Source organism: Celeribacter sp. SCSIO 80838 (assembly GCF_056498065.1).
This window is the reverse complement of the sequence record NZ_JAZKMA010000001.1, coordinates 3,369,998-3,382,110: the sequence shown is the minus strand read 5'-3', so window position 1 is coordinate 3,382,110 and position 12,113 is coordinate 3,369,998. Positions and strand designations below refer to the sequence as shown.

Genomic DNA, 12,113 nt, shown 5'->3' with positions numbered 1-12,113 from the left:
ACATCGCTCGGACTGCATAAAAATCAGGCGGCGAAGGGCATTCCCGTTTCGCTCATCACCATAAGCCCGTCGGCATAGATCACTTCCTCGCGCTCAAAGCTCAGCTTGAACCGCTTCGGTGCGGGGGTGTCGATGCCCAAAAGTGTCCGCATGCCCGACCGCGTGATCACCCGGTCCCCGGGTTCGAGAAACTCGACCGGCAGGATGCCATCGGCGGTCATCACCTTGGTGCCAAGGGGCAAGCCCTTGTCGTAATTGGGTAAAATGCCACGCACGCGGAGCCGTTTCGACGGATTGCGCCCGTCGTCATGCTCGTGGTCGTGCCCGCTGCCTTTATAGGTCATGTCAGGGCCTCTGAATGTCTCTGCCTCATATGGTCCCGAGAATATGGTAATTTTGTGTTAACGGACAGGATTTTCTTGGCTGGCCTTTATGCGGGCGATTGGCCCTTTTCCTTATGTTGCACTTTTGCTATCAGCGCGCCAACGCGGGTGTGGCGAAATTGGTAGACGCACCAGATTTAGGTTCTGGCGCCGCAAGGCGTGGGGGTTCAAGTCCCTCCACCCGCACCATCTTGAATTGGCCTGCCGCGCGATGTGCTCCTTGGGGGCCTGGTGCGTTTCAAGAAGTCCCACCTCTTCTCCGGCGCTTTCGTTTGGCTGCCTTCCCCGTCTTCGCGTGCCGTGGGCTTTCCAGCCTATAAGGGGCGTGTCCTGAAGGGCCGTAAAACTCTGTCCATGCTGTGTTTTGAATGTTTTTCGGTGATCGCGCCGAGATTCTGAGCGCTCCAAGGCACTTCCATAGGTGCGGGGCAGTTGAGGTTCTGCGCATCTCTTCCGGTCAAGGCGAACAGTGACGGGGCTTCGGACAATTGACAGTACTTTAGAGTATTGACGGAATCGAATCCCTGTGTATGGTCTTCTCTCATAGCGGGAGGAACGCACATGACATCGCTTGATTTGCTTGACTGGCAGGGTTCCCTGCCAGCCGGAAGCCTTGTGGAAATTTTTCAAAACGGCGCAATTACGCACCCGGATCGCCTGTTTATCACGGATAAACAAATCAGGTTGACCTGGGGGGAAGCCGAGAAGGCCGTCAAAGGCTTTTCCGAAACCTACGGAGATCGCCTGCACGGCAAGGACGTTGCCATGTTCATGAGCAACGGTTCAAATTTCTTCATAACATACCTTGGAGTACTGTTTTCGGGTGCGCGCCCGGCGCTGTTGAACGCGGCGATGCCACGGAAATCGGGCGCGATTTTGATGAATACCCTGATGCCGGAAATGGTGTTTTCGGATCATGTGCTCGAATTCAACGAACAGGCGATTGTCGTCGATCAGGCGCTGATCGCGGCGTGGATCGCAACCGACAGCGCACGGGAAAGCGCCTGCGGGCAGGGCGACGAGCCGGCCACCTACCTGTTCTCAGGCGGCACCACGGGTGTGCCGAAGCGCATTCTCTACACCCATCGCAAACTGGTTGAGGCTGGCGCGCGTATGCAATGGGGCTGGCCCATGCGAGAGGCGGAGGTGTTTCTGCCCATCGCGCCCTATAGCCATATTTACGGCTTCCTTGCTGGCATCTGTCTGCCGCTTCAATCCGGCGGTTCGTCTATTGTACCGGAACGGTTTCACCCGGCGGATGTGCTCGATCTGATCGAACGGGAAAAAGTCACCGTGTTGGGCGGCGGACCGCCCGCAATCTATCAGGCGATGATGGCCGACCCGGATCTCGACAAACGTGATCTGAGCTCGCTTCGGGTTTGTCCAGGTGGCGGCGCGGCCTATCCAGTCGAAGTGCATCGTCGTTGGAAAGAACTCACAGGGCTGACGATCTACGAGGGCTACGGCATGACCGAGGTTGCGCCGATTGCGGTCAACACCGAAGAGTCGGGCCATCGTCCGGGTGCGGCTGGCAAACCCGTACCGAATACCGACGTCGATATCGTCGACTTGGAGACCGGGACGCGGTCCATGCCACGTGGTGAGGCGGGCGAAATCCGCGTGCGAGGGCCGCATATCATGCCCGGCTACTGCAACAATGCCGAGGAAACAGACCTCGTAATGCGCGACGGTTGGGTGCACACCGGCGATATTGGCGTGATCGACGACGAGGGCTTTCTGACGATCACGGATCGCAAGAAAGACGTGATCATTCACAAAGGCTTCAACGTGTTCCCGCGTGAAGTGGAGGAGGCGATCATGTCGCATCCGTCTGTTGCCGGGGTCTGCGTCGTTGGCGCGCCCGATGAACGCTCCGGCGAGATCGTCGTCGCCTATGTGACGCTGCGTGATGGCTACGCGATCGACCAAGAGGGCCTCTGCGAAGAGAGCAAACAGTTCCTCGTCAAATACAAACTGCCCGGCCGAGTGGAGTTTCTTGACGCACTGCCGCTAACGCCCGCCGGAAAAGTGGACCGGATGGCTTTGAAGGCGCGCGCGAGAGAGCCGCTAGAGACGGTGAGCGCCTGATCTCAAGGGCCTGAATTGGCCAATCGCACACGATTGATACCCACCTGTGTTCAAAGGGAGGAAACACAGACATGACTGCACAACCGAAACGCCGCACACTTTTGAAAGGCGCTTTGAGCGCCGTAGCCCTCACAATTGCGGGTATGCCCGCATTGGCTGAGGACGCTCTGGTCCTTAACTACAACCAATGGTTCCCAAGCGGGCACTGGTCGCAGGCCGACGGGCTTTATAAGTGGTTCGAGCAGATCGAAGAGGTCACAGAGGGCCGCGTGAAGGTTCAGGCCTCCGCCAAACCCCTCGCGCCGCCGAACCGCAATTATCAGGCCGTGATCGACGGCGTGGCCGACATCGCATGGGGGCCGCATGGCTATACGCCGGGGGTGTTCCCGTTGACCGAGATGGTCGAGCTGCCATTCATCACAGTTGATGCCGGTGTGTCGTCCAAAGCCTATTGGCGGCTGTGGAAGGAATATTTCGAACCGACCGGCATGCAGAGCGACGTCGTGACGTTGGCCATGCATGTGACCGCTGGTGGTAATATCTCGATGCGCAAAGCCCCCGTCACCTCGATGGCCGATCTCAAGGGCAAAAAGATGCGCGTGCCGACGCCGGTTGTGGGCCGCGTGCTTCAGGAACAGGGCGTCGTGCCGGTCTCTGGCTCTTTGACCGAGCTGCGCGAAATGCTGTCGCGCGGGATCGTCGACGGGACGGTGATTTCCGACGAACTCGTGACAGGGTTTAAGGTCGATGAGGACGTCCACGGCGTGACCCGCGTGCCGGGCGGGATTTTTTCGAATTCCGCCTTTGTCATCATGAACAAAGGCAAATGGGACAAGATCAGCCCCGAGGATCAGGCGGCGATCATGGAGATCTCGGGCGAGGTGCTGTCTGAGACCATGGGCGGGCTGTGGCAGTCCAACGACATCGCAGCCGGGGAAGCGTTCAAGGAGCGTTTGGGCGAGGATTACGTCACCGCCTCTGAGGCCTTCATGGCGGAGATCGCAGAGGCCTTTTCGGGCGAATTGGATGCGTGGAAAGAGACTGCGACCGGGCTCGGCATCGACGCTGAGGCGGCTGTGGCCTTTTACAACACCGAGATCGAAGGGCTGAGCCAGTAATGCACCCGCATGATCTCATGAAATATGCCCAGTGGCCCTTCCGCATTCTTGCGGAAGTGGCCCTTGTGGGGCTCGTCGTGATCACTGCGGTCGATGTCATCGGCCGGGTGGTGTTCGCGAGCCCTCTGGGCTTTGCTTACGAGTTGGTCGGGTTGCTTCTGGGCGTCGCCGTTTATGCCGGTCTCATCGGTATGAACTGGACCCGCGATCACATCCGCATCGACCTGATCGAAGGGTTTCTGAGCCGCTTCCCGCGCTTCGACCGCATCCGTGCGGGCGGGGTCTGGCTTTTGGAAGTCGTCTTTTTCACCATCGTCGCGCTTTATGTGGCCCGTCAGGCCGTTCAGATGCAGCGCTGGCATGAGACCTTCCTCTTCCTGCCGCTCGAAAAATGGTTGCCGCTCGCGGTCTACGCAGGCTTCGCCGCTTTGGCAGCGCTGAGCACGGCACTCGCCGTCATCCCAAAACTCCAAGCCCGCAAAGAGGACCTGAAATGATCATCGGTTTGGCATTTCTCGCCCTCATGGTGCTGTTGTTCCTGCGCACGCCGATTGCGGTGGCGACGGGGCTTGTCGGCCTTGTTGGGCTTGCGGCATTCCAAGGCTGGACCGCCGCGTTTTCGCAGGTGGGTATCATCGCCTCGGAAACCGTTCTGACCTATGAATTCGCGGTCATCCCGCTGTTCATCGTCATGGGCGCTTTCATCGCGCATTCCGGCATCGCCGAGGAACTGTTCCGTGCCTGTTATGCCCTCGTCGGACATCTGCGCGGCGGCTTAGCGCTCTCGACCATCGTGGCCTGTGGCGGGTTTGGCGCGGTGTCCGGCTCGTCCTTGGCGACGGCGGCCACCATGTCGCGCATCGCTTATCCGCAGATGAAACGCTATGGCTACAACACGCCTCTGGCCACGGGCTCCATCGCGGCGGGTGGCACGTTGGGCATCCTGATCCCGCCCTCCATCGCACTGGTGTTCTATGGCATCATGACCGAAACCGACATCGGTGCGCTGTTTATGGCGGGCATTGTGCCGGGCATCATGGGGATGTTCCTTTATGCAGGTGCTGTGTTCTGGACCGTGCTGCGCGATCCCAAAGCCGGACCTGCGGGCGAAAAGCCGACCTGGTCCGAACGGGTCAAGGCGCTGACCGGCGTGTGGTCTGTGATCTTGCTCTTCGGTGTGGTGATGGGCGGCATCTATGGCGGGTTGTTCTCGCCCACGGAAAGTGCGGGCATCGGCGCGTTTGGAGCGCTTTTGATCGCCGCGCTGCGCGGGCGGCTGACGTTCCAGATGCTCAAGACCTCGCTCGCGGACGGCATCTCCACCACCGTGTCGCTGATGATGATCCTGATCGGCAGCTTCCTGTTCGCCAATCTCGTCAATGTCGCCCGTGTGCCGCAAGCGCTTGTCGGTTCGATCGAGGCCATGGCCGTGCCGCCACTTTTGGTGATTTTCATCATCATCCTGATCTATGTGGTGCTGGGCTGTGTGTTGGAAAGCATCTCGATGATGCTGCTGACCGTGCCGGTGTTCTTTCCGCTCATTGTGTCGCTCGGATTTGATCCGATCTGGTTCGGGGTGCTCGTGGTGGTCGTCGTCGAGATCAGCCTGATCACGCCGCCCATCGGCCTCAATGTTTTCATCCTCAACGCCGTGCTGCGCGATGTGCAGCTGACCGACATCTTTCGTGGCGTGGTGCCGTTCATCGTGGCGGATGTGGCGCGGGTTCTGCTCGTTGTCTTCGTCCCTGCGATCTCGCTCACGCTGCCGTATTTGCTGAAATAGGAGGGCAATATGCTCGATACAGACGTACAAACGCTTACGCTGACAGCCGCCGATCACAAGACCAACCTGTATCGTGCAGGCGAGGGCAAGCCGGTTGCGCTGCTGCACGGCTCCGGGGCCGGGGTGTCGGCATGGGCCAACTGGCGCAAGGTCATCGCGCCGCTGTCCGAAAGCTTCGACATCATCGCGCCCGACATCGCGGGCTTTGGTGCGACCGAGCTCAAGGCTGACACGCAGTACAACATCATGCTCTGGGTCGAGCATTTCGTCGGCATTCTCGATGCGCTGGAGATCGAGAAAATCTCCGTCGTCGGCAATTCCTTTGGCGGCGCTCTGGGTCTCATGACCGCGATCAATCACCCGGACCGGATCGACCGGCTGGTGCTTCTGGGCACGCCCTGTGGCCATTTCCCGATCACCGAGGGTTTGCGCGCGCAGGGCGAGTTCGATGGCACCATGCCGTCGATGCGCCGTGCGATCAGCTATTTCCCCTATGATGAGACGATCATCACCGAGGACCTGATCGAAGCCCGTTTTGAGGCCGCGACCCGTGACGGCGCGCTCGAAGCTTTCCGCAAGCTCATGCCTCCGCCGACCGGCGACAATCCGATCGTGCGCGGCATTCCCGAAAAGCTTCTGCGCAAGGTCACGCATAAAACCCTGATCCTTCACGGTCGTGAGGACCGCGTGGTGCCGTATGAGCGCGCGCTCGACATGCATCAATGGGTCGAAAACTCCGACCTGCATTCCTTTGGCAAATGCGGTCACTGGGTCCAGATCGAACGTGAGGCCGAATTCCTGAAACTGGTCAAAGACTTCCTCGGAGGTGACGCATGAGCCGCAACACGCTTGAAAAGGTCCTTTACGATCTCTCCACCTCGGGCGCGAATAAAAAGAAATTCGCCGAAGACCCGGAGAAGTATCTGAGCCGCTATCAACTGGCCGAAGACGAGCGCGGGCTGATCCTGAATTACAAGGTGCGCGAGCTGGCCGATCTGGGCGTGAACACCATGCTGACCTGGGGCTTCTGGCTTCAGGCCGGGAAATCGAACCGCGATTATCTTAAAATCATGAAACGCGAGGAGGCGTAATTATGGCGACCATCGTCGGGGGCTTTGTCGCCCCGCATAATCCTGTCATGTATTTCAACCCCGAAGGTGCCTCGAAAGAGCAATCCGACGCCTGCTATGCTGCCTATGCCGCCATGGCCGACCGGATCAAGGAGCTTGAGGCCGACGCGGCCATCGTGATTGGGTGTGACCACTACATACTCTTCGGTACTGAATGCCTGCCGCCCTATGTGATCTCCACCGGCGAGATCGAAGGTCCGGTGGATCAGCTTCCGGGTCTCAAACGCAAGCCGCTGCCCTCGCATGGCCCGCTCGGCGCACATATCGCCAAGGTGGGCAGCGAGACCGGGTTTGACTGGACCGTGGGCCGCGCGCTCAATGTCGATCACTCGGTTGCCGTGCCGAACCACCTGATGCTGGAACCGACCGGCAAGAACATCCCCATCGTCGCGGTCATGCTGGCCTGCGGTGTGGACCCGTACCTGCCGATGAAACGCGCCTGGGATCTGGGCGAGCACATCGCCGATGCGGTGGCGAGCTATCCGGGCAATGAGCGCGTGGTGGTGATCGGCTCCGGCGGCATTTCGCACCATGTGGGCGACGAGCGCATGGGCGAGGTGAACCCGGAATTCGACAAAAAGGTGCTCGACATCGTCACCCGTGGCGACAAGGACGCCATGCTGGCGCTCACGGATGAGGAAATCCTGCGCGATGGCGGCAACGGCGCGATGGAAATCCGCACCTATGCCTGCGCGATGGCCGCCACCCGCGCCGCGGGCGGTCGCGTGATCGGCTATGAGCCGGTCGCAGGCTGGGTCACGGGCATGGGCTTTGCCGAACTGGAGGTCGCGGCATGATCGAACTTTGCGACAGCTCTGCCATCGGCGAAGGCGAAATTCTTCGCGTCGATGTGGCCGATTTCCCGGCCATCGCCATCGCACGTCATGAAGGCCAGCTCTACGTCTTCCCCGACCGCTGCCCGCATGCCGACGAGAGCCTCGCCGAAGGCTGGCTCGAAGACGGCCGTGTGGTCTGCGGTGTGCATTTCGCCGAATTCGAACTGGACACCGGCAAGGTGCACAACCCGCCCGTCGGCTGCCCCAATCTCTCTTTCTTCAAATGCGAAGACCGCGACGGCAAGGTTTTCGCCACCCTCACAGGAGGACCCGAACATGTGTAACGATGGATGCAGCGGCGGCAAATCCGGTCGCCCGAACATGGCCCCGGTCTATCCCAAGGCCGGCAGCTACCCGAACTACGCCAAGCTTGTGGATCGCGAACGCGCTCAGGTGGACCGCAGCGTTTTTGTGGACGAAGGCGTCTATCAGGCCGAGCTGCAACAGATCTTTGCGCGGTCGTGGCTGTTCCTGGCGCATGAGAGTCAGATCCCCAATCCGGGCGATTTCATCCGCACTTCGATGGGCGAAGATGACGTCATCGTCGTGCGCCAGCGCGACAAGACGGTCAAAGCCTTTCTCAACTCCTGCCCGCACCGGGGCAACCGGGTCTGCATGGTCGATGCGGGCACCAAGGCACGCGGGTTTATCTGCAATTACCACGGCTGGTCTTTCGGCATCGACGGCGGCCTGCGCGGCACCGATGGCAAGGTCTATGAGAAGGATGAAAACTTCGAAAAGGCCCAGATCGGCCTCACGCCTGTGGCGCAGGTGGACAGCTATAAGGGCCTGATTTTCGGCACCTTCGATCCGAACGCGCCCTCGCTTCTGGATTTCTTCGGGCCGTTCACCTTCTACCTCGACATCATGCTCGACAATGACGAGGGCGGCACCGAATTCATCGGCGGCGCGATCAAGTCGGAGATCGACTGCAACTGGAAATTCCCGGCGGAGAACTTTGTCGGCGACATCCTCCATGCCTTCTGGACGCACCAGTCGGGCGCGCAAGCGATCCTTGGCGGCGGTGTCGATCTCGGCAAACGTTACGAGGAACTGGCGTTTCAGGCCTCCGTCTATGGCCACGGCATTGAGACCAACCTCGACAAGGTCGGCAACACCCGCACGTTGGGCTACCCGGAACTGGTCGATTACGTCTACGAACTGTCCGAGACCGCGAAAGACCGTCTGGGTGAGCTGCGCTCGCGGGCCATCGGGGCGATCTCGTCCTGTACGGTGTTTCCGAACTTCTCTTTCCTGCCGGGGCAGAACACCTTCCGCGTCTGGCACCCGCGCGGGCCGGGCAAGATCGAGCTGGTCGTCTGGACACTGGTGAACAAAAACGCCCCCGATCACATCAAGGAACTTTACCGCAAAGGCGTGATGATGACCTTCTCGCCGGGCGGGGTTTTCGAGATGGATGACGGTGAGAACTGGGAATATTCCACCCGCGTCAATCAGGGCTTTGTCACCAAACAGCAGCCGCTGCACTACGCGCTCGGTATGGAAAGCGCCGATCTCGAACGCGACCTGCCGGGGCATATCCACAAAGGCTCGATGAACGATGCCAACCAGCGCCTGTTCTACACGCGGTGGGCGGAATTCATGGAATATGACAACTGGACCGATCTGCAAAACGGCGAAACCGCGCCGCCGCAGAAAGCGGACAAGGCGGCGGAGTGACGTTGATGCTCGATTTTCTCGATATTTCCAAACCCTTCGCAGATCTCGACAGCCCCGTCGATCTGGAAACCGAACGTGCGATCACCCGCTGGCTCCATGCCGAGGTCCGTTTCCTCGATGCCGAACGCTATCAGGAATGGCTTGAGCGCTTCATCGACCCGGGCATTCATTACTGGATGCCGGACATGGAGACGCGTCGGCGTGATGATCCGCGCGGCATGTTCGCCTATGGCGAGGCGGCCTATTTCGACGACTCCTGGAAGGAACTCGAAATCCGGGTGAAGCGCTATAACGAGCCTTCCGCCTGGGCCGACAACCCGCAGACCCGGCATTTGCATCAGATCTCCAACATCGAGGTGAACGCCACCGACGATCCGACGCTGTTCGCCGTGCATTCCGCCTTCACCAATGTACGCAACCGCAACGAGGCGGATCAGGACATCGTTCATGGCCGTCGCGAAGACGTTCTGCGTGCGGTCGATGGCGGCTATCGCCTGCTGCGCCGTCGGGTGTTCATCGTGCAGAACGTGCTTCTGTCGAAAAACCTGAACACGTTCTTCTGATGGCGGGGCGTCTCGAAGGATATTCCGCACTGGTCACCGGCGGCGGCAAAGGCATTGGCCGCGCCGTCGTCGACCGGTTCATCGCGGAAGGCGCGCGCTGTGTCGTGCTCGTGCGCTCGGACAGTGACGCCGACGATCTGGTGGCGATGCACGGTGACAAAGTCGCCTGCGTCACCGGCGACGTGCGCAACTGGGACGACAATGTCGCGGCCGTGGAGATGGCCGTGACCCAATTCGGCAAGCTCGACGTGCTGGTGCCCAACGCCGGCGTCTACGATTTCTCCGACCCGTTCGAGAGCATCGAAGGCGCCGACATGGAGGACCGTTATCGTCAGCTCTTCGACGTCAACGTGCTGGGCTACCTTCTGGGCACCCGCGCGGCGGTCGATGCGCTGCGCGAAAGCCGGGGCAGCATCGTTTACACGCTCTCGTCCTCGTCCTTTTTCGCGGGTGGCGGCGGGGCGCTTTATGTCAGCTCGAAACATGCGCTCGTTGGTACGGTGAAACAGCTTGCCTATGAGTTGGCTCCCGAAATTCGTGTGAACGCGGTCGCCCCCGGCGGCACGCGCACGGGGCTTGGCGGTTTGCCGGGAGACACCCGCGCGCTCGCCGATCTCGACGGCTTCGAGGACATGGTCGCGCGCAATGTGCCGCTCGGGTTTCTCTCGGAACCCGAAGATCACGCCAGCCTCTATGTGACGCTCGCGTCGCGCGAGGAAAGCCGGTTTGTCACTTCCGAAATCATACGCTCCGACGGGGGCATCGAGGTGCGCGGACGGCGCAGGAGGAAAACCACATGACAGCACGTCAACAGATCGAAGCCCTGAAGGCGCGGCTGCGTCTTCCGGTGATCTCTGCACCGATGTTTCTGGTGTCTGGCCCCGACATGGTGATCGCCGCGGCACGCGCGGGCATCATGGGGGCTTTTCCGGGGCCGAACGGGCGTACGATTGCGGACCTGCGCGGCTGGTTCGAAACCATTCATGCGGCCTTGGGGGCGGAGAAACTTCCCTTTGCCTTCAACATGATCACTCACACAAGCTATGGCCGGTTCGAGGACGAGCTTGCGCTTGTGGAAGAGTTCAAGCCCGAGATCGTCATTACCGCTCTGGGCGGCCCGCATCGCGTCACTGAGGTGGTGCATGGCTATGGCGGGTTGGTCTTTGCGGACGTCAACAGCCCCACCTATGCCCGCAAGGCGATCGAGAAAGGCGCGGATGGGCTGGTGCTTGTCTGTGCGGGCGCGGGCGGCCACACCGGCACCTATGCGATGGCGCCGTTCCTCGATGAGGTGCGCCAGTTCTTCGACGGTCCCATCGCGGTCGGCGGCGGAATTTCCACCGGCGAAGGCGTGTTGGCGGTCGAGATGCTCGGCGCGGATTTCGCCTATGTCGGCACACGGTTTCTGGGGGCCTCCGAGAGCCTGATCGGCGACGGTTACCGCCAGATGGTGATCGACAGCGGGATCGAAGATCTGATCGCGTCCAAAGCCATCACCGGCGCTTTGGGCAACTGGATGAAAGCCTCTGTGGCTGCCGCCGGGCTCGATCTTGATGACATGAAAGCCGAGGCGAAGATCGACTTTTCCGGCGATATGCATTCGGGGGCCAAGGCCTGGAAAACCGTCTGGAGCGCGGGGCAGGGCGTGGGCCAGATCCACAAGATCGCTCCCATGGCCGAGATCGTCGATGAACTGGCCAAAGGCTACCAAGCGGCGGGCGAAAGCCTTGCCACACGTTTCGCCAAAACAAAGGAACTGGCATGAGTTTGCAACAGATTGCAGAGGCTTTGCGCGCCGCAGAGGCCAGCGCCACGCCGATCCCCGCCATCCGGGACCGGGTGATGACGGGCGAAGACGCCTACGCCATTCAGGAGATCAACACCGAGGCGCGGCTCAAAGCGGGCGGGCGTCTTGTGGGCCGCAAGATCGGGCTGACGAACCCGGCTGTACAAGCGCAGCTTGGCGTCGATCAGCCGGATTACGGCATGTTGTTCGCCGATATGGATCTGGCCCATGGCGCAGTTTTGCCCTGGTCCGAAGGCGCGCAGTGGAAAGCGGAGGCCGAGCTGGCCTTTGTGATCGGGCGCGATCTCTCAATGCCCGATTGCACCATGGCCGAGGCGATGCGTGCGGTGGAATATGTGGTCCCGTCGTTCGAGATCGTCGGCTCGCGGATCGCGCACTGGGACATCAAATTCGTCGATACCGTGGCGGATAACGCGTCGTCGGCGTTTTTCACACTCGGCCCGTCGGCGCGCAAATTGACCGATGCGGATTTGCTGAATTGCCGCATGGAGATGCGCTCCGGCGATGAGGTCGTATCGCAAGGCGTGGGCCGTGCCTGTCTCGGCTCGCCGTTGAACGCATTGTTGTGGCTGGCGCGCACCATGGCCAAGGCCGGTCGGCCTCTGGGCGAGGGCGACGTGGTTCTGTCGGGCGCTTTGGGGCCGATGGTCGCGGCCACCCCCGGCGCGCGCTTTACCGCAGAGATCGAAGGATTTGGCGAAACCGCCATAGGATTTGGAGAATAA

The 12,113-nt window shown here is 60.7% G+C and carries 14 protein-coding genes and 1 tRNA gene; 14 read left to right on the top strand and 1 reads right to left on the bottom strand.

The annotated features are described in order from the left end of the window. Positions 1 to 23: 23 nt before the first annotated feature. Complete coding sequence (locus tag V1475_RS16900; RefSeq protein WP_479413686.1) at positions 24 to 344, bottom strand: hypothetical protein; 321 nt, start codon at positions 342 to 344, stop codon at positions 24 to 26. A gap of 143 nt (positions 345 to 487) precedes the next feature. Between V1475_RS16900 and V1475_RS16895 the strand changes: the two genes are divergently transcribed. From V1475_RS16895 to V1475_RS16830, 14 genes are all read left to right on the top strand, one after another. Beyond that, positions 488 to 572: transfer RNA gene (locus V1475_RS16895), tRNA-Leu, on the top strand. Between the two features lie 372 nt (positions 573 to 944). Next, entirely contained in the window at positions 945 to 2,471 is a 1,527-nt protein-coding gene (locus V1475_RS16890) for a class I adenylate-forming enzyme family protein (protein WP_479413685.1), read from the top strand. Between the two features lie 71 nt (positions 2,472 to 2,542). Next, positions 2,543 to 3,589, top strand: coding sequence for a TRAP transporter substrate-binding protein (locus V1475_RS16885; RefSeq protein WP_479413684.1), 1,047 nt, complete (start codon positions 2,543 to 2,545; stop codon positions 3,587 to 3,589). Continuing rightward, positions 3,589 to 4,086 (top strand): TRAP transporter small permease, encoded by a 498-nt coding sequence (locus tag V1475_RS16880; protein WP_479413683.1) that lies wholly within the window; start codon positions 3,589 to 3,591, stop codon positions 4,084 to 4,086. The genes V1475_RS16885 and V1475_RS16880 overlap by 1 nt, the downstream gene beginning before the upstream one ends. Further along, positions 4,083 to 5,372, top strand: coding sequence for a TRAP transporter large permease (locus V1475_RS16875; RefSeq protein WP_479413682.1), 1,290 nt, complete (start codon positions 4,083 to 4,085; stop codon positions 5,370 to 5,372). Before V1475_RS16880 ends, V1475_RS16875 begins: the two co-directional genes overlap by 4 nt. A gap of 9 nt (positions 5,373 to 5,381) precedes the next feature. Continuing rightward, the gene (locus tag V1475_RS16870) at positions 5,382 to 6,209 is read left to right on the top strand and encodes an alpha/beta fold hydrolase (RefSeq protein WP_434286713.1); all 828 of its coding nucleotides are present in this window, start codon (positions 5,382 to 5,384) and stop codon (positions 6,207 to 6,209) included. Further along, positions 6,206 to 6,463, top strand: coding sequence for a hypothetical protein (locus V1475_RS16865; protein WP_479413681.1), 258 nt, complete (start codon positions 6,206 to 6,208; stop codon positions 6,461 to 6,463). Before V1475_RS16870 ends, V1475_RS16865 begins: the two co-directional genes overlap by 4 nt. 2 nt (positions 6,464 to 6,465) lie before the next feature. Then, positions 6,466 to 7,299, top strand: a complete 834-nt coding sequence (locus V1475_RS16860; protein WP_479413680.1) for a DODA-type extradiol aromatic ring-opening family dioxygenase — start codon at positions 6,466 to 6,468, stop codon at positions 7,297 to 7,299. Beyond that, positions 7,296 to 7,622: a Rieske (2Fe-2S) protein gene (locus V1475_RS16855; RefSeq protein WP_434286716.1), complete on the top strand. Its 327-nt coding sequence runs from the start codon at positions 7,296 to 7,298 to the stop codon at positions 7,620 to 7,622. The genes V1475_RS16860 and V1475_RS16855 overlap by 4 nt, the downstream gene beginning before the upstream one ends. Further along, positions 7,615 to 9,018 carry an aromatic ring-hydroxylating oxygenase subunit alpha gene (locus V1475_RS16850; RefSeq protein WP_479413679.1) on the top strand — a complete coding sequence of 468 codons (1,404 nt, stop codon included), beginning with the start codon at positions 7,615 to 7,617 and terminating at the stop codon, positions 9,016 to 9,018. The genes V1475_RS16855 and V1475_RS16850 overlap by 8 nt, the downstream gene beginning before the upstream one ends. Positions 9,019 to 9,023: 5 nt before the next feature. Beyond that, a complete protein-coding gene (locus V1475_RS16845; RefSeq protein WP_479413678.1) occupies positions 9,024 to 9,581 on the top strand; it encodes a 3-phenylpropionate/cinnamic acid dioxygenase subunit beta in 558 nt (185 codons plus the stop codon). Further along, a complete protein-coding gene (locus tag V1475_RS16840; protein ID WP_479413677.1) occupies positions 9,581 to 10,381 on the top strand; it encodes an SDR family NAD(P)-dependent oxidoreductase in 801 nt (266 codons plus the stop codon). Before V1475_RS16845 ends, V1475_RS16840 begins: the two co-directional genes overlap by 1 nt. Next, positions 10,378 to 11,346, top strand: coding sequence for an NAD(P)H-dependent flavin oxidoreductase (locus V1475_RS16835; protein WP_479413676.1), 969 nt, complete (start codon positions 10,378 to 10,380; stop codon positions 11,344 to 11,346). Before V1475_RS16840 ends, V1475_RS16835 begins: the two co-directional genes overlap by 4 nt. Continuing rightward, complete coding sequence (locus V1475_RS16830) at positions 11,343 to 12,113, top strand: 2-keto-4-pentenoate hydratase (protein ID WP_479413675.1); 771 nt, start codon at positions 11,343 to 11,345, stop codon at positions 12,111 to 12,113. Before V1475_RS16835 ends, V1475_RS16830 begins: the two co-directional genes overlap by 4 nt.

Excerpts from the sequence above, each read along its gene's own strand:
- V1475_RS16890 (WP_479413685.1), top strand. The coding sequence starts at position 945 with ATGACATCGCTTGATTTGCTTGACTGGCAGGGTTCCCTGCCAGCCGGA.
- V1475_RS16875 (WP_479413682.1), top strand. The coding sequence starts at position 4,083 with ATGATCATCGGTTTGGCATTTCTCGCCCTCATGGTGCTGTTGTTCCTG.
- V1475_RS16850 (WP_479413679.1), top strand. The coding sequence starts at position 7,615 with ATGTGTAACGATGGATGCAGCGGCGGCAAATCCGGTCGCCCGAACATG.
- V1475_RS16845 (WP_479413678.1), top strand. The coding sequence starts at position 9,024 with ATGCTCGATTTTCTCGATATTTCCAAACCCTTCGCAGATCTCGACAGC.
- V1475_RS16830 (WP_479413675.1), top strand. The coding sequence starts at position 11,343 with ATGAGTTTGCAACAGATTGCAGAGGCTTTGCGCGCCGCAGAGGCCAGC.
- V1475_RS16860 (WP_479413680.1), top strand. The coding sequence starts at position 6,466 with ATGGCGACCATCGTCGGGGGCTTTGTCGCCCCGCATAATCCTGTCATG.
- V1475_RS16840 (WP_479413677.1), top strand. The coding sequence starts at position 9,581 with ATGGCGGGGCGTCTCGAAGGATATTCCGCACTGGTCACCGGCGGCGGC.
- V1475_RS16870 (WP_434286713.1), top strand. The coding sequence starts at position 5,382 with ATGCTCGATACAGACGTACAAACGCTTACGCTGACAGCCGCCGATCAC.
- V1475_RS16880 (WP_479413683.1), top strand. The coding sequence starts at position 3,589 with ATGCACCCGCATGATCTCATGAAATATGCCCAGTGGCCCTTCCGCATT.
- V1475_RS16900 (WP_479413686.1), bottom strand. The coding sequence starts at position 344 with ATGACCTATAAAGGCAGCGGGCACGACCACGAGCATGACGACGGGCGC.
- V1475_RS16855 (WP_434286716.1), top strand. The coding sequence starts at position 7,296 with ATGATCGAACTTTGCGACAGCTCTGCCATCGGCGAAGGCGAAATTCTT.
- V1475_RS16885 (WP_479413684.1), top strand. The coding sequence starts at position 2,543 with ATGACTGCACAACCGAAACGCCGCACACTTTTGAAAGGCGCTTTGAGC.
- V1475_RS16835 (WP_479413676.1), top strand. The coding sequence starts at position 10,378 with ATGACAGCACGTCAACAGATCGAAGCCCTGAAGGCGCGGCTGCGTCTT.
- V1475_RS16865 (WP_479413681.1), top strand. The coding sequence starts at position 6,206 with ATGAGCCGCAACACGCTTGAAAAGGTCCTTTACGATCTCTCCACCTCG.